12 protein-coding genes and 4 pseudogenes are annotated in these 17019 nt (G+C 68.9%); 8 read left to right on the top strand and 8 right to left on the bottom strand.

Going from position 1 to position 17019, the window contains the following annotated elements; translation table 11 throughout:
• Positions 1-2: 2 nt before the first annotated feature.
• The 3 genes from ACHMXE_RS41670 to ACHMXE_RS41660 all read left to right on the top strand — a co-directional run bounded on the left by ACHMXE_RS41670 (position 3) and on the right by ACHMXE_RS41660 (position 2217).
• A complete protein-coding gene (locus tag ACHMXE_RS41670) occupies positions 3-1115 on the top strand; it encodes a citrate synthase/methylcitrate synthase (RefSeq protein WP_395349323.1) in 1113 nt (370 codons plus the stop codon).
• A 75-nt stretch (positions 1116-1190) separates the two neighbouring features.
• Positions 1191-1754: a hypothetical protein gene (locus tag ACHMXE_RS41665; protein WP_395349322.1), complete on the top strand. Its 564-nt coding sequence runs from the start codon at positions 1191-1193 to the stop codon at positions 1752-1754.
• Positions 1666-2217 (top strand): hypothetical protein, encoded by a 552-nt coding sequence (locus ACHMXE_RS41660; protein WP_395349321.1) that lies wholly within the window; start codon positions 1666-1668, stop codon positions 2215-2217. Before ACHMXE_RS41665 ends, ACHMXE_RS41660 begins: the two co-directional genes overlap by 89 nt.
• On the opposite strand, the gene ACHMXE_RS41655 is transcribed toward ACHMXE_RS41660, so the two are convergent.
• The 7 genes and pseudogenes from ACHMXE_RS41655 to ACHMXE_RS41625 all read right to left on the bottom strand — a co-directional run bounded on the left by ACHMXE_RS41655 (position 2208) and on the right by ACHMXE_RS41625 (position 11084).
• Positions 2208-3455, bottom strand: a complete 1248-nt coding sequence (locus tag ACHMXE_RS41655; protein WP_203206049.1) for a phenylacetate--CoA ligase family protein — start codon at positions 3453-3455, stop codon at positions 2208-2210. The genes ACHMXE_RS41660 and ACHMXE_RS41655 overlap by 10 nt on opposite strands.
• 336 nt (positions 3456-3791) lie before the next feature.
• Positions 3792-4604, bottom strand: a complete 813-nt coding sequence (locus tag ACHMXE_RS41650) for an ABC transporter ATP-binding protein (RefSeq protein ID WP_093344123.1) — start codon at positions 4602-4604, stop codon at positions 3792-3794.
• Between the two features lie 150 nt (positions 4605-4754).
• Complete coding sequence (locus ACHMXE_RS41645) at positions 4755-6086, bottom strand: ABC transporter substrate-binding protein (protein WP_395349320.1); 1332 nt, start codon at positions 6084-6086, stop codon at positions 4755-4757.
• Positions 6087-6149: 63 nt separating this feature from the next.
• Positions 6150-7214: a branched-chain amino acid ABC transporter permease gene (locus ACHMXE_RS41640; RefSeq protein WP_203203814.1), complete on the bottom strand. Its 1065-nt coding sequence runs from the start codon at positions 7212-7214 to the stop codon at positions 6150-6152.
• 95 nt (positions 7215-7309) lie between these two features.
• Complete coding sequence (locus tag ACHMXE_RS41635; RefSeq protein ID WP_203203815.1) at positions 7310-8239, bottom strand: branched-chain amino acid ABC transporter permease; 930 nt, start codon at positions 8237-8239, stop codon at positions 7310-7312.
• Between the two features lie 88 nt (positions 8240-8327).
• Positions 8328-9110, bottom strand: coding sequence for an ABC transporter ATP-binding protein (locus ACHMXE_RS41630; RefSeq protein WP_093344128.1), 783 nt, complete (start codon positions 9108-9110; stop codon positions 8328-8330).
• A 1-nt stretch (position 9111) separates the two neighbouring features.
• A pseudogene (locus ACHMXE_RS41625) lies at positions 9112-11084 on the bottom strand (AMP-dependent synthetase/ligase).
• Positions 11085-11169: 85 nt separating this feature from the next.
• Between ACHMXE_RS41625 and ACHMXE_RS41620 the strand changes: the two are divergent.
• Positions 11170-11957 (top strand): annotated as a pseudogene (locus ACHMXE_RS41620) (Crp/Fnr family transcriptional regulator).
• Positions 11954-12423: pseudogene (locus ACHMXE_RS41615) on the top strand (hypothetical protein). The pseudogenes ACHMXE_RS41620 and ACHMXE_RS41615 overlap by 4 nt, the downstream one beginning before the upstream one ends.
• Positions 12424-12438: 15 nt before the next feature.
• On the opposite strand, the gene ACHMXE_RS41610 reads toward ACHMXE_RS41615, so the two are convergent.
• On the bottom strand, positions 12439-13872 hold the full coding sequence (locus ACHMXE_RS41610) for a sigma-54 interaction domain-containing protein (protein WP_395349319.1): 1434 nt from the start codon (positions 13870-13872) through the stop codon (positions 12439-12441).
• A gap of 275 nt (positions 13873-14147) precedes the next feature.
• Here ACHMXE_RS41610 and ACHMXE_RS41605 point away from each other — a divergent pair, with 275 nt between their 5' ends.
• The 3 genes and pseudogenes from ACHMXE_RS41605 to ACHMXE_RS41595 all read left to right on the top strand — a co-directional run bounded on the left by ACHMXE_RS41605 (position 14148) and on the right by ACHMXE_RS41595 (position 16982).
• On the top strand, positions 14148-15065 hold the full coding sequence (locus tag ACHMXE_RS41605; protein WP_395349318.1) for a 3-hydroxyacyl-CoA dehydrogenase family protein: 918 nt from the start codon (positions 14148-14150) through the stop codon (positions 15063-15065).
• Positions 14972-16195: pseudogene (locus tag ACHMXE_RS41600) on the top strand (tannase/feruloyl esterase family alpha/beta hydrolase); the annotation flags it as partial. The gene ACHMXE_RS41605 and the pseudogene ACHMXE_RS41600, both read left to right, overlap by 94 nt.
• A 76-nt stretch (positions 16196-16271) precedes the next feature.
• Complete coding sequence (locus ACHMXE_RS41595) at positions 16272-16982, top strand: tannase/feruloyl esterase family alpha/beta hydrolase (protein ID WP_395353029.1); 711 nt, start codon at positions 16272-16274, stop codon at positions 16980-16982.
• Positions 16983-17019 lie beyond the last annotated feature (37 nt).

The raw sequence follows: 17019 nt of genomic DNA, 5'->3' as shown, positions 1-17019 counted from the left end.
CGATGAACGACGATGGACTCGAAGGCGTGGTGGCGGCGCACACCGTGCTGTCGGAGGTGGATGGCGCGGCGGGCCGGCTGGTGATCCGGGGCCACACGCTCGACGAGATTGCGCGGCGCTGGCAGTTCGAGGACGTGGCGGCCGCGCTGTTCGAGGGCTTCTTCGAACGCGCGCCCGATGCCGCCAGCCTGCGCGTCGCGCTGGGGCGCGCGCGGCGCGAGGCCTTCGAACGGCTGCAGCCCGGCGACGAGGCGCAGCTGCGCCGGCTGCCGGCGATCGAGGCGGTGCGCGCGCTGCTCGCGCGGCTGCCCGACGGCGATGACCTCGCGACCGCGCTGCGCCTGCTGGCGGGCCCGGCGGTCTACACCGGCGCCGTGATGCGCTGGCGGCTCGGCGTGCCGGCACTCGCGCCCGACGAAGGCCTGGGCCACGCGGCCGACATGCTGCGCATGCTGCATGGCCGCGCGCCCACGGCCGCGCAGGCGGCGGCGCTCGACACCTACCTCGTCACCGTCTGCGACCACGGCCTCAATGCCTCGACCTTCGCGGCGCGCGTGGTGGCCTCCACGGGCGCGGGCCTGGCCTCGGCGGTGCTCGCGGGCATCAGCGCGCTCAAGGGGCCGCTGCATGGCGGCGCGCCCGGGCCGGTGCTCGATGCGCTCGACGCCATCGGCAGCGCGGATCGCGCGCGCGCCTGGCTCGAGGCTGCCGTGGCCGAGGGCCAGCGCCTGATGGGCTTCGGCCACCGCATCTACCGCGTGCGCGATCCGCGCGCCGATGCGCTCAAGGGCGCGCTGAAGCGGCTCAGCGCCGAGGGCGGGGTCGATGCCGCGCGCTTCGCGCTGGCCGAGGCCGCGGAGCAGGCCGCGCTCGCGATCCTGCGCGAGAAGAAGCCCGACCGGCCGCTCGAGACCAACGTCGAGTTCTACACGGCGCTGCTGCTCGAGGCGCTGGGCTTCGGCCGCGAGAGCTTCACCTGCGTGTTCGCGGCCGGTCGCACCGCGGGCTGGCTCGCGCATGCGCGCGAGCAGGTGCAGAAGGGGCGGCTGATCCGGCCGCAGTCGGTCTACGTGGGCCCCGAACCCGCCGCGCGGGAGCCCGCACTCGCGCACTGAGCCTACACGGCGGTCCCGCCGTCCTCCGATACGCTCGTGTCGACTGCCATTTCCAGCGACACGACGTACCGACCGATGACGACCGCCGACCCCGCCCATGCCCGCGCGCTGCGCCTGCCGCGCGACTTCGCGCTGATCGCGGTCGGCCTCGATGCCGTGCTGCTCGCGATCAACCTGGCGATGCTGCTGCTGCCGGGCACCGACGATGCGGCGCAGATCCGCCGCGCCTATGCGCAGGCCGGCGTGTGGATCCTGCTGGTCGCGAGCACGGCGATGTCGTGGGCCTTGATCGGCGGGCTGGCCTGGAGCCATGGCCGCCAGGCGCTCGAACGGCTCGGTGTGCCGCGGGTGGCGCTATCGGGCGGTGCGCGGCTGCGTTTCGGCGGTGCCTGGCTGCTGGTGCTGGTGCTCAACCACCTCGCGCTCACGCCGCTGTTCTACGAGCTGCAGCTGATGTTCATGCCGGGCGGCCGCTATGCCGAGGCCATGCCGCGCCTGAGCCTGGGGCTGGCGGCGCTGCTGCAGTCGCTGGTGCAACTGGGGGGTGCTCGTGCTGGGGCTGTGGCTCGCGGCCCGCTTCGCGCTGCGCCGCAGCCGCTCGGCGGCCGCCGAGGCGCTCGATGCGCGCGCGCCCGATGAAGTCTCGACGGTACCGGCCGGTGCCTCGCCGCGCGCGGCGGTGGCGCTGCTGGTGGGCGCGCTGTTCGCGTCGCTGCAGGTCTGGAGCGCGCTCGCCGTGGCGCGCTGGGCCGGTGCTTCGCAGGATGGCGGGCCCTGGGCGCTGCTGCTGACCTGGGCCCTGCCGCCGGTCGTGGTCTGCGCGCTCGCGGTCTGGGGCGGCTGGCTGGGCACGCGTCCGGGCCTGTGGCCGGTGCGCCCGTTCCGCGCGGTGTCGGCCGCGGTGCTGAGCTTCGTGCTGGTGCAGCTCGGCTGCATCGTCTTCGCGTTCCTGTGGTTCGCGCTCGCGGTGGGCACGATCAAGGCGCTGCAGGGTGTCGGCGCGATGGCCGGCTTCATGGTGGTGCTGATCGCGCTCTATGCGGCGCTCACGGTGCTGCTGGCGCGTGCCATGACGCGCCGGCTGTACCGTCGCTACTTGTAGCTGCGCGCGTCCTCGATCACCTTGCCGTCGTTCGGCAGACTGCCGGGCGCCACCAGCTCGATGGTGCCGCGCAGCTTGGTCACTTCGCGCACGGCCTCGGCGATGCGCACCACCAGGCCTTCGGGGGCGCCCGCGCATTCGAGCCGGAAGTTCATCTGGTCGTCGCCCATCTCGCCCGACACGACGAGCCGTGCGCGCTGGATCTCGGGAAAGCGCCGCACGATGTCGGCCACCTGCGAGGGATGCACGAACATGCCGCGCACCTTGGTGGTCTGGTCGGCGCGGCCGAGCCAGCCCTTGATGCGCTTGTTGGTGCGGCCGGTGGGGCAAGTGCCCGCGAGCACGGCCGAGAGGTCGCCGGTGCCGAAGCGCACCAGCGGATAGTCGGGGTTGAAGGTGGTCACGACGATCTCGCCGACCTCGCCGTCGGGCACGGGGTCGCCGGTGCCGGGCCGCACGATCTCGACCAGCACGCCCTCGTCGAGCACCAGGCCTTCGCGCGCGCTGGTCTCGTAGGCGATGAGGCCGAGGTCGGCGGTGGCGTAGCACTGGGTGCCCTTCACGCCGCGCGCGGCGATCCAGTCGTGCAGGCTCGGCGGAAAGGCCTCGCCCGAGACCAGGGCCTTGGTGAGCCAGGGCAGCTTCTGGCCCTTCTCCTCGGCCTTCTCGAGCAGGATCTTGAGGAAGCTCGGGGTGCCGGCATAGCCTTCGGGCTTGAGGTCGACCATGGCCTCGAGCTGCTGTTCGGTCTGGCCGGTGCCGCCCGCGAACACGGTACAACCGACGGCGCGCGCGCCGCTCTCCATGATGGAGCCGGCCGGTGTCATGTGATAGCTGAAGCTGTTGTGGATCAGCTCGCCGCTGCGAAAGCCCGCGGCATGCAGCGCGCGCGCGGTGCGCCAGTAGTCGCGCGCCTCGCCCTCGGGTTCGTAGATGGTGCCGGGGCTCGCGAACACGCGCGGCATGCGGGTGCCGCGCGCAATGGCCGAGAAGCCGCCGAAGGGATCGTTCTCGCGGCCTTGCTTCTGCAGTTCGAGCAGTTCCGACTTGCGCGTGACCGGCAGCTTCGCGAGGGCCTCGCGCGTGGTGACGTCGGCGGCCTGGATGCCGTCGAGGATCTTCGAGAGGGCGGGCGCGGCGGTCTGGGCCTGGGTGATCTGTCGGGGCAGCGCGGCCAGCAGGTCGCGTTCGCGTTCGGCAGGGTCGCGGATCTCTAGTGCGTCGTAGTGGTCGGTCATGTCCGTACCCTTCATCTGTTCAGTTCGTTTTTCCGCTGGCTTGTTTCGGGAGGGACGTTCGGGGCGCGTGCACAGGGCATCGGGTACTTCCCTCCGCGAATGTCCCCCGGCCTTCGGCCTCCTCCTTGATTTCGCTGCGGGAAGCACCCGATACCCTGTGCACGGGAGGCGCTGCGGTGGTGCCGGCAGCACAACGACCGTCGCGTCCCGGCTCACGTCGATGGGGTACTCCCCGCAGCGAAATAAAGGAGGAGCCCGAAGGGCGGGGGACATTCGCGGAGGGGAGTACCCCATCGGCGTGAGTCCGCCCCCATCCATACAAGGCGTGCAAGCACATCAAGCCAGCCACCTCTTGCGCCGCTTGTAGCTCTTCACATCCCGGAAGCTCTTGCGATCCGCCCCACCCACGCCGAGGTAGAACTCCTTCACGTCCTCGTTCTCGCGCAGACTCTGCGCCGCGCCGTCCATCACGATGCGGCCGTTCTCGAGGATGTAGCCGTAGTCGGCGTAGCGCAGCGCCATGTTGGTGTTCTGCTCGGCCAGCAGGAAGGTCACGCGTTCCTTGGTGTTGAGGTCCTTCACGATCTCGAACACCTCCTCCACGATCTGCGGCGCCAGGCCCATCGAGGGCTCGTCGAGCAGCACCATCGTCGGGTTGGCCATCAGTGCGCGGCCGATCGCGCACATCTGCTGCTCGCCGCCCGAGGTGTAGGCCGCCTGCGAGGTGCGCCGCGTCTTCAGGCGCGGGAAGTAGGCATAGACCTTCTCGAGCGTCTGCTGCACCGCGGCCTTGCCGTCGGTGCGCGTGTAGGCGCCCGTCATCAGGTTCTCCTCGATGGTCAGGTGCGCGAAGCAGTGGCGGCCTTCCATCACCTGGATCAGCCCGCGCTTGACCAGCTCGGCCGGCGACAGCGCCTCGATGCGCTCGCCGCGCAATTCGATCGTGCCCTTGGTGACCGCGCCGCGCTCGCCCGCGAGCAGGTTGCTCACCGCGCGCAGCGTCGTCGTCTTGCCCGCGCCGTTGCCGCCCAGCAGCGCCACGATCCCGCCCTCGGGCACGCTCAGCGACACGCCCTTGAGCACCAGGATCACGTGGTTGTAGATGACCTCGATGCCGTTGACGTCGAGAAGGATGTTGGGTTGGCTCATGGTGTTCTTTCGGACATCCGCAAAGACATGCATCTACGAAGCGATGCCTTTGCGGATATCGCCTCCCGTGAAGGGGAGGCAGGCCCCCTTGCGCCTTGCGGGAGGGGGTAGGGGGAGGGTGCCGTCAGTCCCTGGCACCCTGCCGGAGCGTCAGCTCTGGCAGTCGGCCGCGTCGCGGCGCGTGAGCTTCTTCTCGGTCGCGTACTTGTCGGCCGCGGCCTTCGCCATCGGCTTGATGATCTGCTCGTCGGCCTGGTACCAGTCCGACATGCCGCCCCACTGCGCGCCGTTCCAGGTGTGGACACGGGCCCAGGTCGAGCCGATGTGGTCCTGGCACGACGTGCTCACTGGACGCATCACGCCCGAGAAGCCCAGCGCGTCGAGCTTCTTCTGGTCGAGCGCCAGGTTCTCGAAGCCCCAGCGCACCTGCTCGCCCGTCATGACCTTGCCCTTGCCGAAGCGCTCCTGCGCGCGGCGCACGGCTTCGACCGACAGCATCTGGATGATCACGCCGCGCGTGTAGAGGACGGAGCCCACCTCGTCCTTCGGACCCGTGCCCTGGCCCTTCTCGTGCACCTGCTTGAGGATGTCCTGGATCACCTTGGGCTGCGTGCCCGAGGTGTTGAGCGCCAGCGCGTTGTAGCCCTTGGCGTTCGCGCCCACGTCCTTCACGTCGGGCTCGGCGCCGGCCCACCACACGCCGTACATCTTCTCGCGCGGGTAGCCCGTGGCCACGGCCTCCTTGAGCGCGGTGGAGTTCATCACGCCCCAGCCCCACAGCAGCACGAAGTCGGGACGCTGCTGGCGCACCTGCAGCCAGGCCGACTTCTGTTCCACGCCGGGCGCGGTCACGGGGATCAGCGAGAGCTCGAAGCCGTTCTGCTTCGCGCGTTCCTGCAGCAGCGGGATCGGTTCCTTGCCGAACGGCGAGTCGTGATAGACCAGCGCGATCTTCTTGCCCTTGAGCTTGTCGAGGCCGCCTTCCTTCTTGCCGATGTGCTGGATCAGGATGTCGGCCGCGGTCCAGTAGCTGCCCATCAGCGGGAAGTTCCACTTGAACACGCCGCCGTCCTGCGAGGCCGCGAGGCCGTAGCCCAGCGTGATCAGCGGGATCTTGTCGGTCGGCACCTTGTCGGTCAGCGCGAAGGTGATGCCGGTGGCCTGCGGGTCGAACAGCGCGACGCCCGGGCGGCCCTTGAGGCGCTCGTAGCATTCCACGCCCTTGTCGGTGGCGTAGCCGGTCTCGCATTCCTCGTAGGCGATCTTCACGCCGTTGATACCGCCTTGCGCATTGACCAGCTTGATGTAGTCCTGCTTGCCGTTGGCCCAGGGCGTGCCGTTGGGCGCGTAGGGGCCGGTGCGATAGACCAGCAGCGGGAAGAACTGCTCCTTGGCCTGTGCCTGTGCGAGCGAGGGCGCCAGCGCGGTGCCGAGGGTGCCGGCCACCAGGGCGGCGGTCAGAGCGAGCGATTTCAGTTTCATGCCTGTCTCCTTTTGGGGGCACCACGGTGCCGGGTTGTCAACGCCGAAAAAAACCTGGAAAGCTCAATGGGGGAAGGGCCAGAGGCGCAGCTTCTCCTTGGCCGTGGACCACAGCCGCGCGAGGCCGTGCGGCTCCACGATCAGGAAGAACACGATGAGCGCGCCGAAGATCATGTATTCGAGGTGCGAGGCCAGCGCGGTCGAGATCGAGAAGCCGAGCCAGCCCGGCAGCTGGTTCAGCAGCAGCGGCAGCAGCACGATGAAGGCGGCGCCGAAGAAGCTGCCCATGATCGAGCCGAGGCCGCCGATGATCACCATGAACAGCAGCTGGAACGAGCGGTCGATGCTGAAGGCCGCCGGCTCCCAGGCGCCGAGGTGCACGAAGCCCCACAGCGCGCCGGCCACGCCGACGATGAAGCTGCTGACCGCGAAGGCCGTGAGCTTGGCGTAGACCGGGCGGATGCCGATCACCGCGGCCGCCACGTCCATGTCGCGCATCGCCATCCACTCGCGGCCGATCGCGCTGCGCACCAGGTTCTTCGCGAGCAGCGCGAAGATCACCACCAGCGCGAGGCAGAACAGGTACTTCTGCACCGGCGACTCGATCGGGATGCCGAACACGTTGAGGCCCGCCACGCTGACCGAACCCGACGACGAGTTGTTGGTGAACCACTGGATGCGCAGGAAGGCCCAGTCGGTGAAGAACTGCGCCGCCAGCGTGGCGACCGCGAGGTACAGCCCCTTGATGCGCAGGCTCGGGATGCCGAACAGCACGCCGATCACCGTGGCGCACAGGCCGCCCAGCAGCAGCGAGGCGATCAGCGGCATGCCGTCGATGCGCACGTGAAAGTTGTAGGCCGCGTAGGCGCCCACCGCCATGAAGGCGCCGGTGCCCAGCGAGATCTGGCCGCAGTAGCCCACCAGCACGTTGAGTCCGATGGCCGCGAGCGACAGGATCAGGAAGGGCGTGAGGATGGCGCGCATCCAGTAGTCGGAGACGCCGAGCGGCACCGCGACGAAGGCCACCGCGAGCAGTGCCAGGATCGCCACGCGGTCCTGCACGATCGGAAAGATCTGCTGGTCGGCCCGGTAGGTCGACTTGAACTGGCCGTTTTCTCTGTAAAACATCTCTCAGACCCGATCAATGATCTTTTGGTTATGGCCCGCTTCGCTTAACTTGCTTCGCAAGTTAGCCTCCACCGAAAGCTCATTGATCGCGTATTTCATACGCGATCAATGATCTTTTCGCCGAACAACCCCTGCGGCCGCACCAGCAGGAACACGAGCGCCAGCACATAGGCGAACCAGATCTCGATGCCGCCGCCGAGCATCGGCCCGAGGTAGATCTCCGAGAGCTTCTCGCCCACGCCGATCAAAAGGCCGCCGATGATCGCGCCGGGGATCGAGGTCAGGCCGCCGAGGATCACCACCGGCAGTGCCTTGAGCGCCACCAGCGAGAGCGAGAACTGCACGCCGAGCTTGGAGCCCCAGATGATCCCGGCCACCAGCGCCGAGAAGCCGGCCACCGACCACACGATCACCCAGATGCGGTTGAGCGGGATGCCGATCGACTGCGCCGCCTGGTGGTCGTCGGCCACGGCGCGCAGCGCGCGGCCGGTGGCGGTCTTCTGGAAGAAGATCGCGAGCACCACCACCAGCGCGGCCGCCACCAGCGCCGCGATCAGGTCCTCCTGGCTCAGCAGCAGGCCGCCCTGGAAGGTGCTCTCGAGCACCATCAGCGGTTCCTTCGGCATGCCCACGTCGATCTTGTAGATGTCGTTGCCGAACAGCGTCTGGCCCAGGCCGTCGAGGAAGTAGGCGATGCCCAGCGTGGCCATCAAGAGCGTGATGCCTTCCTGGTTCACCAGCTTGCTGAGCGCGAGGCGCTCGATCAGCCAGGCCACCACCACCATGACCGCCATCGCGGCGACGAAGGCCAGGATGTTCGCGAGGATCAGGCTCTGGAAGCCCAGCAACCGCGGGATCCATTCGGCGAAGCGCGCCATCGCGAGCGCCGCGAACAGCACCATCGCGCCCTGCGCGAAATTGAACACGCCCGAGGCCTTGTAGATCAGCACGAAGCCGATCGCTATCAGCGAATAGAGCATGCCGACCATCAGGCCGCCGAAGAGGGTTTCTAGGAAAAAGCCCATTCAAGCCTCCCGTAGGGCCGCCCCAAGGGAGGCTTGCGCCCCCTTGGGGGGCAGTGAATACACAAAGTGATGAGCGTGGGGGCACATATCAATGCTCCACGCCCAGGTACGCCCGGATCACGTCTTCGTTGTTGCGCACTTCGTCGGGCGTGCCGTCGCCGATCTTCTTGCCGTAGTCGAGCACCACCACGCGGTCGGAGATGTCCATCACCACGCCCATGTCGTGCTCGATCAGCACGATGGTGGTGCCGAACTCGTCGTTCACGTCGAGGATGAAGCGGCTCATGTCCTGCTTCTCCTCCACGTTCATGCCGGCCATCGGTTCGTCGAGCAGCAGCACCTGCGGCTCCATCGCGAGCGCGCGGCCCAGGTCCACGCGCTTCTGCAGGCCGTAGGGCAGGCGGCCCACCGGCGTCTTGCGGTGCGCCTGGATCTCGAGGAAGTCGACGATGTGCTCGACGAACTCGCGCTGCTTGAGTTCCTCGCGCTCGGCCGGGCCCCAGCGCAGCGCCTGCGCGAGCAGGCCGCTCTTCATCTTGAGGTTGCGCCCCGTCATGATGTTGTCGAGCACGCTCATGCCCTTGAACAGCGCGAGGTTCTGGAAGGTGCGCGCCACGCCCATCTCGGCCACCTGGCGCGAGTTCATGTGCTTGAAGGTCTGGCCGCGGAAGGTGATCGAGCCCTGCTGGGGCCAGTACACGCCGTTGATGCAGTTGAGCATCGAGCTCTTGCCCGCGCCGTTGGGGCCGATGATGGCCCGCACCTCGTGCTCGCGCACGTTGAAGCTGATGTCCGTCAGCGCCTTCACGCCGCCGAAGCTCAGGGAGATGTTCTGCACGTCCAGGATGACGTCGCCGGTTTTTCTTGCCATGTCAGGCCGCCTTTGCCATGCCGGCGAAGCGCTTCGCCTCGACGATCTTCAGGGTCGCGCTCACGGTGCCCGTGCGGCCGTCCTCGAACTTCACCTGGGTCTCGATGAACTGCTCGGTCTTGCCGGCGTACAGCGCCTCGACCAGCACCGCGTATTTCTCGGCGATGAAGCCGCGGCGCACCTTGCGCGTGCGGGTCAGCTCGTCGTCGTCGGGATCGAGCTCCTTGTGCAGCACCAGGAAGCGCGCGATCTGCGTCTCGCCCATGCCGGCCTCGGCCGCCAGGTCGGCATTGACCTTGCCGAGGCACTCGGCGATCAGTGCCAGCACCTCGGGCTTGCCGGCCAGGTCGACGTAGCCGCCGTAGGCCAGGCCGCGGCGCTCGGCCCAGTTGCCCACGGCCTCGAAGTCGATGTTGATGAAGGCGCAGACTTCCTCGCGCGCATGGCCGAAGCACACGGCTTCCTTGATCTGCGGAAGAACTTGAGCTTGTTCTCGATGTAGTCGGGCGCGAACATCGCGCCGCCCGCGAGCCGGCCCACGTCCTTCGCGCGATCGATGATGCGCAGGTGGCCCTCGCTGTCGAGCACGCCGGCGTCGCCGGTGTGGAAGTAGCCGTTGGCATCGAGCACCTCGGCCGTGGCGTCGGGGCGCTTGTAGTACTCCTTGAGCACCGAGACGCCGCGCACCAGCACCTCGCCGTCGTCGGCGATCTTGAGTTCGATGCCCGGCGCGGCCGTGCCCACGGTCTGCAGCTTGACCTTGCCGTCCTGCTGCAGGCAGACGTAGGCGCAGGTCTCGGTCTGGCCGTAGAACTGTTTGAGGTTGACGCCGATCGAGCGGTAGAAGCGGAACAGGTCGGGCCCGATCGCCGCGCCCGCGGTGTAGGCCACGCGGATGCGGCTCATGCCCAGCACGTTGCGCAGCGGGCCGTACACCAGCAGGTTGCCCAGGCCGTACAGCAGCCGGTCGCCGGCGCCCACCGGCTGGCCATTGAGGATGTCGGCACCCACGCGCTGCGCGAGCGCCATGAACTTCGCATAGAGCCAGCGCTTCGGCGCCGCCGCGTCCTCCATGCGGATCGACACCGCGGTGAGCAGGCCCTCGAAGGTGCGCGGCGGGCCGAAGTAGTAGCTCGGGCCGATCTCGCGCATGTCGTTCATCACCGTGGCGGCCGACTCGGGGCAGTTGAGCGTGAAGCCGCCCACCAGCCACTGCGCCACCGAGAACAGGTGGTCGCCGACCCAGGCCATCGGCAGGTAGCTCATGATGTTGTCGCCGGGGCCGAGCCGGTCGGTCTCGACGCCGCCGCGGCCCGCCGCGATGAAGCTCGCATGCGTCTGGCACACGCCCTTGGGGCGGCCGGTGGTACCCGAGGTGTAGAGGATCACGCCCACGTCGGTGGCCTCGCCGCTGGCCACCGCGGCGTCGAACACGCCGGGGTGCGCCTGGTCGTAGGCGCGGCCGAGTTCGCGCAGGCGGTCGTAGCTGATCAGGCCGGGCTGGTCGTAGTGGCGCAGGCCCTTCGGATCGTCGTAGACGATGTGGCGGATGCCCTGGCGGCCCTCGCCGCGCGCCACGCGCTCGGCCTGCAGGTCGCGGCACTCGAGCAGCTTGTCGACCTGCTCCTGGTCCTCGACCACCACGAAGTCGATGGCCGCGTCGTCGAGCATGAACACCATCTCGTTGGCCACCGCGTCCTGGTACAGCGGCACCGGCACGCCGCGCAGGCTCTGCGCCGCGACCACCGCCATGTAGAGATGCGGCCGGTTGGCGCCGACGATCGCGAGGTTGTCGAAGGATTGGAAGCCCAGGCTCGCGAGGCCGCACGCGATCTCGCGCACTTCCTGCGCCACGGCGCGCCAGGTCCAGGTCTGCCAGATGCCGAGGTCCTTCTCCCGCACCGCGGGCGACTCGGGCTGCGCTTGCGCATGCGCAAGCAGCAGGCGGGGAAAGGTGAGGGCGTTTGTTTGCACGGTGCGCGGATCGTAGGGCCGCACTTTGACGTCCAGTTGTCGTTCCAACGACAATCCTAGGGACACTACTCCCCGGAGTTTCCCGATGCCGACCGGCAGCCCCTCGCTCAACCTCCCCCTCGCCGCGGGCAGTTCGATCAAGGACCGCGTGCGTCCGCCCAATGCCGCCGAGCTCGACGGCATCCCCTGGCTGCTCACGCTCACCGCGCCCGAGCGCCGCCGTGCCGAGGCCGCGCTGGTGGTCGGCGAGGCCGAGGTCGGCGATCTCGTGTGCCGCGTGGGCGTTCGCCCACCTACTGGTTCGGCGTGGTCGAGGGCCTGCTCAAGATGAGCAACGACAACGCCGACGGCGGCTCGGTCACCTACACCGGCGTGCCGCCCGGCGGCTGGTTCGGCGAGGGCACGGTGATGAAGCGCGAGCCCTACCGCTACAACATCCAGGCACTGCGGCGCAGCCTCGTCGCGGGCCTGCCGATCGAGAGCTTCCACTGGCTGCTCGACCATTCGATCGGCTTCAACCGCTTCGTGATGAACCAGCTCAACGAGCGCCTGGGCCAGTTCATCGCCGCGCTCGAGATCGACCGCCTCAACAACCCCGACGCGCGCGTGGCGCGCAACCTGGTCTCGCTGTTCAACCCCGTGCTGTATCCGGGCGTGGGCGAGGTCCTGCGCATCACGCAGCAGGAACTCGCCTACCTCGTGGGACTGTCGCGCCAGCGCGTGAACGAGGCGCTCAACGGGCTGTCGGCGCAGGGCCTGATCCGCGTCGAGTACGGCGGCCTGCGCGTGCTCGACCTGCCCGGGCTGCGCGCGACGGCGATGACGAGCCGCAAGACCTCCACCACAGACAACGGCCACGGAAAGAAATCATGAGCCTGCAAGACCAACTCCAGATCGTTCCCGCCGATGCCGACGTGGCCGGCTTCGTGCCACCGCCGCCGCCCGCGCCCAAGGCGGCGGAGCCGGGGCCCACGCCCGAGCAGCTGGCCGAGCGCAATGCCGCGCTGAGCGAGCGGCTCGAGGCGATGGACGAACTGCTCGCCAAGCCGCTCAAGGACATCCTCGCCGAGCACGAGAAGGCCGGCGAGTCCGCGCTTGCGTGGGACCGCCTCGGCGCGATGTGGATGCTGTCGCAGCGCGCGATGCGGCGCGTGGCGCTGGACCTGGGCGCGCAGCTCGGCGTGAGCGAACAGGAGATCGTGGCGCGCGCGCTCGCGCATGCGAACGCGGTGCTCAACGGCGCGGACGAGAACGACCTGGGCGGCACCATCGCGCCCGCGCAGCTGGGCACATCGCGCGGCACCGCAACTTCCTGCGCGGGCAGTTCCGCGGCGGCTGAGCGCGCGCGAAGCCGCTAGCGCTCGAGGGCCATCTGCTTGAGCTTGTTGTAGAGCGTCGAGCGGCTGATGCCGAGCAGGCGGGCCGCGAGCAGCTTGTTGCCCTTGGTCTCCTGCAGCGCGTTGAGCAGGGCCTTCTGCTCGGTCTCGTTCACGGCGGCATGCAGGTCGTGGCGCGCCGCGGCCACCGATGCCGTGGATGCAACTACCGCGGCCGGCCGCGCGCCGTCGTTGAGCAGCATGTGCTCGGCGCGCAGCTCCGATGCATCGCCGGACACCACGCAGGCGCGCTCGAGCACGTTGCGCAGCTCGCGCACATTGCCGGGCCAGCCGAACGTCGCGAGCAGCGCCAGCGCGTCGGGCGCGATGTCCTTCTCGCGCATGCCGAGCGTGGCGCAGAGCTCGGCCAGCAACAGATCGACCAGCTCGGGCAGGTCCTCGAGCCGCTCGCGCAGCGGCGGGATCTGGATCGGCACCACGCTCAGGCGGTAGTAGAGGTCGGCGCGGAACTGGCCGGTCTCGACCAGCTGCCGCAGGTCGCGGCTGGTGGCCGCGATCACGCGCAGGTCGAGCGGGATCACGGTGTTGCCGCCGATGGGTTCGATCTCGCGCTCCTGCAGCGCGCGCAGCAGCTTGACCTGGATGCGCATCGGCATGTCGCCGATCTCGTCGAGGAACAAGGTGCCCTTGTCGGCCAGCATCATCTTGCCGGTGCGGCCCTTGGGATGGGCACCGGTGTAGGCGCCCGGCGCGGAGCCGAAGAACTCGGCTTCCATCAGCTCCTCGGGAATGGCCGCCACGTTGACGCCGATGAAGTTCTGCCGCGCGCGCCGCGAGGCCGCGTGGATGCCCTGTGCGACCAGCTCCTTGCCCGTGCCGGTCTCGCCGAGCAGCAGCACCGTCGAGTCGGTGGCCGCGACCTGCCGCGCGCTGCGCCGCACCTGCGCGGCCTGCGGGCTCGAGCCGACGAAGTGGCTGAACTCGTACTTCGTGCGGCGCAGCTGGTTGAGCTTCGAGCGCGTGCGCTCGAGCTCGCTCTGCAGCTGCTGGATGCGCGCGAGCATCGGCCGCAGCGGATCGATCTCGTCGAACAGCACGAAGCAGAAGCCGCCGATGACTTCCTGCGCGTCGTTCTTGATCGGGAAGCGCGACACCACGGCCCAGCGGTTGTTGACCTCGATCACGTCGAACGGAATCGAGCGGCCGGTCTCGACCACCTCGGGCATGCGGGTCGTCGGCACCACCGTCGAGATGTGCTGGCCGACCACCGGGCGGTCGGGCTCCAGGCCGATGAAGGTGAGGTAGCGCGCATTGGCCCAGATGACCTTGCTGTCGCGGTCGATCACGAAGGCGCCCTCGGCGAGCTGGCCGAACAGCTCGAAGAAGGACTGCAGGGCCTGGCCCCGGATGCTCGCCAGGTCGAAGGCCTGGTCTCCCTTGATGTGCAGCATGGCTGACTCCCTTGGTTCGCGGTGGCGCGCGCAGGGTCGTGACTGTAGTCGGTTCGAATCGATGTCCAGTTGTTGGACGTCGTGTGCAGTGGCCTGGACAGTATTGGACATCGCTTGCACAGCGCCGCGTGCGCTCGCGGCATTCGGGTTTACGCGGAGCGCCCGAATGAGAAATGCGCGCGCCGCCACGGCCGAGATCGACGGGCACGCTTTCTGCAAAACCAGCGCCAAGGGCCGAGCGATTTCGGCGCCACAAGATGCTGGAGACAAGTTGCATGAACGAGATCGATCGACGCGTGGCCGTGGTGGGAGCGGGCCTCATGGGCGTGGGCATCGCGAGCTGCCTGGCACTCGCCGGTGAAGCGGTCGACGTGTTCGATCTCAGCGAAGCGCGGCGCGCCGAGCTGCCCGCGCTGGCGGAAAAAATCTTCGAGGAATTGATGGCCGCGGGCCGCATCGTTGAGGCCGAGCGCGACGCGGCCCGCGCACGCATTCGCGTCGTGGCCGAACTCGCGGCGCTGGCCGATGCATCGCTCGTGTTCGAGGCCGTCGTCGAGCGGCTCGAGGTCAAGCATGCGCTCTATGCCGAGCTCGAGGCCGTGCTGCCCTCCTATGCCTTGATCGCGAGCAACACCAGCGGCTTCATGCCGGATGTGCTGTGCGAGCGCATGGCGCATCCCGAGCGCTTTCTCGTCGCGCACTTCTGGAATCCGCCGCATGTCATCCCGTTCGTCGAACTCGTTCCGGCGCGAGCCACCGTGCCCGAGGCCTGCGCGGCCCTTCGCGGCCGGCTCGAAAGCGCGGGCTTCGAGGCGGTGCTGCTGAGCAAGGCGGCGCCCGGCTTCGTCGGCAACCGGATCCAGTTCGCGGTGCTGCGCGAAGCGCTCCACCTGGTGCAAAGCGGCGTGGCCGACGCGGCCACCGTCGATGCGGTCGTGCGCGCCTGCATCGGCAAGCGCTATGCGTCCTTCGGTCCGCTCGAGACGGCCGATCTCGGCGGCCTCCACACCTTCCTCGACATCGGCGGCCACCTGATGCCGCAGCTCGAGAAGAACGAGTCGGTGCTGCAACTGCTGCAGTCCCTGGTGGCGGCCGGCCGATGCGGCGCGACCACCGGTCACGGCTTCTACGAATGGACGGACGCGCGCTGGCAGTCGGTGCGCGAACGCCGGCAGCGCATGTTGGCGCGGTAGCGCCCACCGTATTGATCGGCGCCCGTCGCCGTGAATCCCGCAGGCCATGCACGCATGGCGATTTCTCGACTCCACCACAAAGAGAGACAAGCATGAACAGAAGCATCGAGTTTTCATTGCAACGCCGCGCGACGAGCGCCGTGCCACGCATCTCCTTCGCCGCGACGCTCGCCGCCGCGGCCTTGCTGGGCGCCTGCGGCGGGAGCGGCGATGGCGTGGCCTTCGTCCCGCAGGCGGCGGTGCCAGCGCCAGCGCCGGCACCCGCGCCGGCACCCGCGCCGGCCGCGGCCACGCCGCTGAACTGCGAGCAGATGGCGGCGCTCACCGTTCCCGCCTCGGCGATCGCGCTCGCCACCGGCGGCGCCAGGGTGACGGCGGCCACGCTGGTGCCCGCGGGCGGCAAGGCGCCGAAGAGCTACGGCGAGCATTGCAAGCTCAGCGCCGAGATCGCGCCGGTCGATCCCGCCGCGCCGCCGATCAAGCTGACGCTGCTGCTGCCCACCGAGTGGAACCGCAAGGCCATGATGTACGGCGGTGGCGGCTACGACGGCAGCATTCCCGCTGTCGCCGGCAACGTGCCCGCCGGTCCCGTCGACGCACTCGATCCGATCGGGCGCGGCTATGCGGTGTTCGCAAGCGACTCGGGCCACGATGCGAACACGGACGCCAAGAACCCCGGGGCCTTCGCACTCAACACGGAAGCGCTGCGCAATTTCTCGTTCGAAGCGCTGAAGAAGACGCGCGACGCGGCCGTGTTCCTGATCGAGCAGCGCTACGCCCAGCGTCCGCAACGCAGCTACTTCGCGGGCGGCTCGTCGGGCGGCCGCGAGGCGCTCGCGGTGGTGCAGAAATGGCCGACCGATTTCAACGGCGCCATCGTGCTCTACCCGGCCTTCAACGCGGCCAGCCTCGACCTGCAGTTCGGCCGCATCACGCGCGCGCTGGCCCAGCCCGGTGCCTACCCCAGCCTCGCGAAGCGCGGCGCGCTGTTCGATGCGGCGATGCAGGCCTGCGATGCCATCGACGGCGTGAAGGACGGAGTGATCAGCAACCAGAACGCCTGCAACCAGCGCTTCGATCCCGTGACCGCGCTGCTCGACGGACGACCGCTGCGCTGCCCGGGCGGCGCCGACACCGCGGACGACTGCCTGTCGGATGCGCAGATCGCCGCCTTCAAGGTGATCGACACGCCGGCCGTCTTCAACTATCCGCTCGGCAGCGGGAGAGAACCAGTATCCGGGCTTCAATGCCTGGGGCGCCGAGTTCGGTCGGTCCGGTGCCGATCCGAGCCAGGTGACCGTCGCCTACCTGGGCCTGGGAGCGCAGCCGCCCGCCTCGCCGATGCCCGCGTTCGCGCCCTTCCACTCGAACTTCTGGGACCAGTGGGTGCGCTTCTTCGTGACGAAGAACCCCGCCTTCGATTCGCTGACGCTCGATCCCGAGAATCCCGGCCCCTGGCAGGCACGCATCGCCGAGCTCACGGGGCTGCAGGACATCAACCAGGCCGACCTGTCGGCGTTCGCCGCGAACGGCGGCAAGCTGCTGATGGCGCATGGCACCGCCGATCAACTGGTCAGCACGCGCGCTACCGACCAGTACTTCAACCGGGTGCGCGCCACCATGGGTGCGGAGCGCGTGAAGGGCTTTATGCGCTACTACCAGATCCCGGGCTACGCGCATGCCGTGGGCACGGTGTTCAACGCCAGCTGGGATTCGCTGAGCGCGCTCGAGAACTGGGTCGAGAAGGACGCGGCACCGACCGCGCCGATCGTGACCGACGCCCCGATCGACCCCGTGACCATGACCGCGAGCGTGCCCCGCCGCACCCGGCCGCTTTGCGACTACCCGGCCTGGCCCAAGTACAAGGGCAGCGGCGATGTCAACCTGGCGGCGAGCTTCTCGTGCGTCAACGAATGAACGGGGCGCGCATGAACCAGACCACGCCGCGCGAAGA

The sequence above is a fragment of the Variovorax sp. UC122_21 genome, from assembly GCF_044056785.1.
Lineage (GTDB): Bacteria > Pseudomonadota > Gammaproteobacteria > Burkholderiales > Burkholderiaceae_C > Variovorax.
The sequence above is the reverse complement of the archived record's forward strand: the minus strand, read 5'-3'. Positions and strand labels throughout refer to the sequence as shown.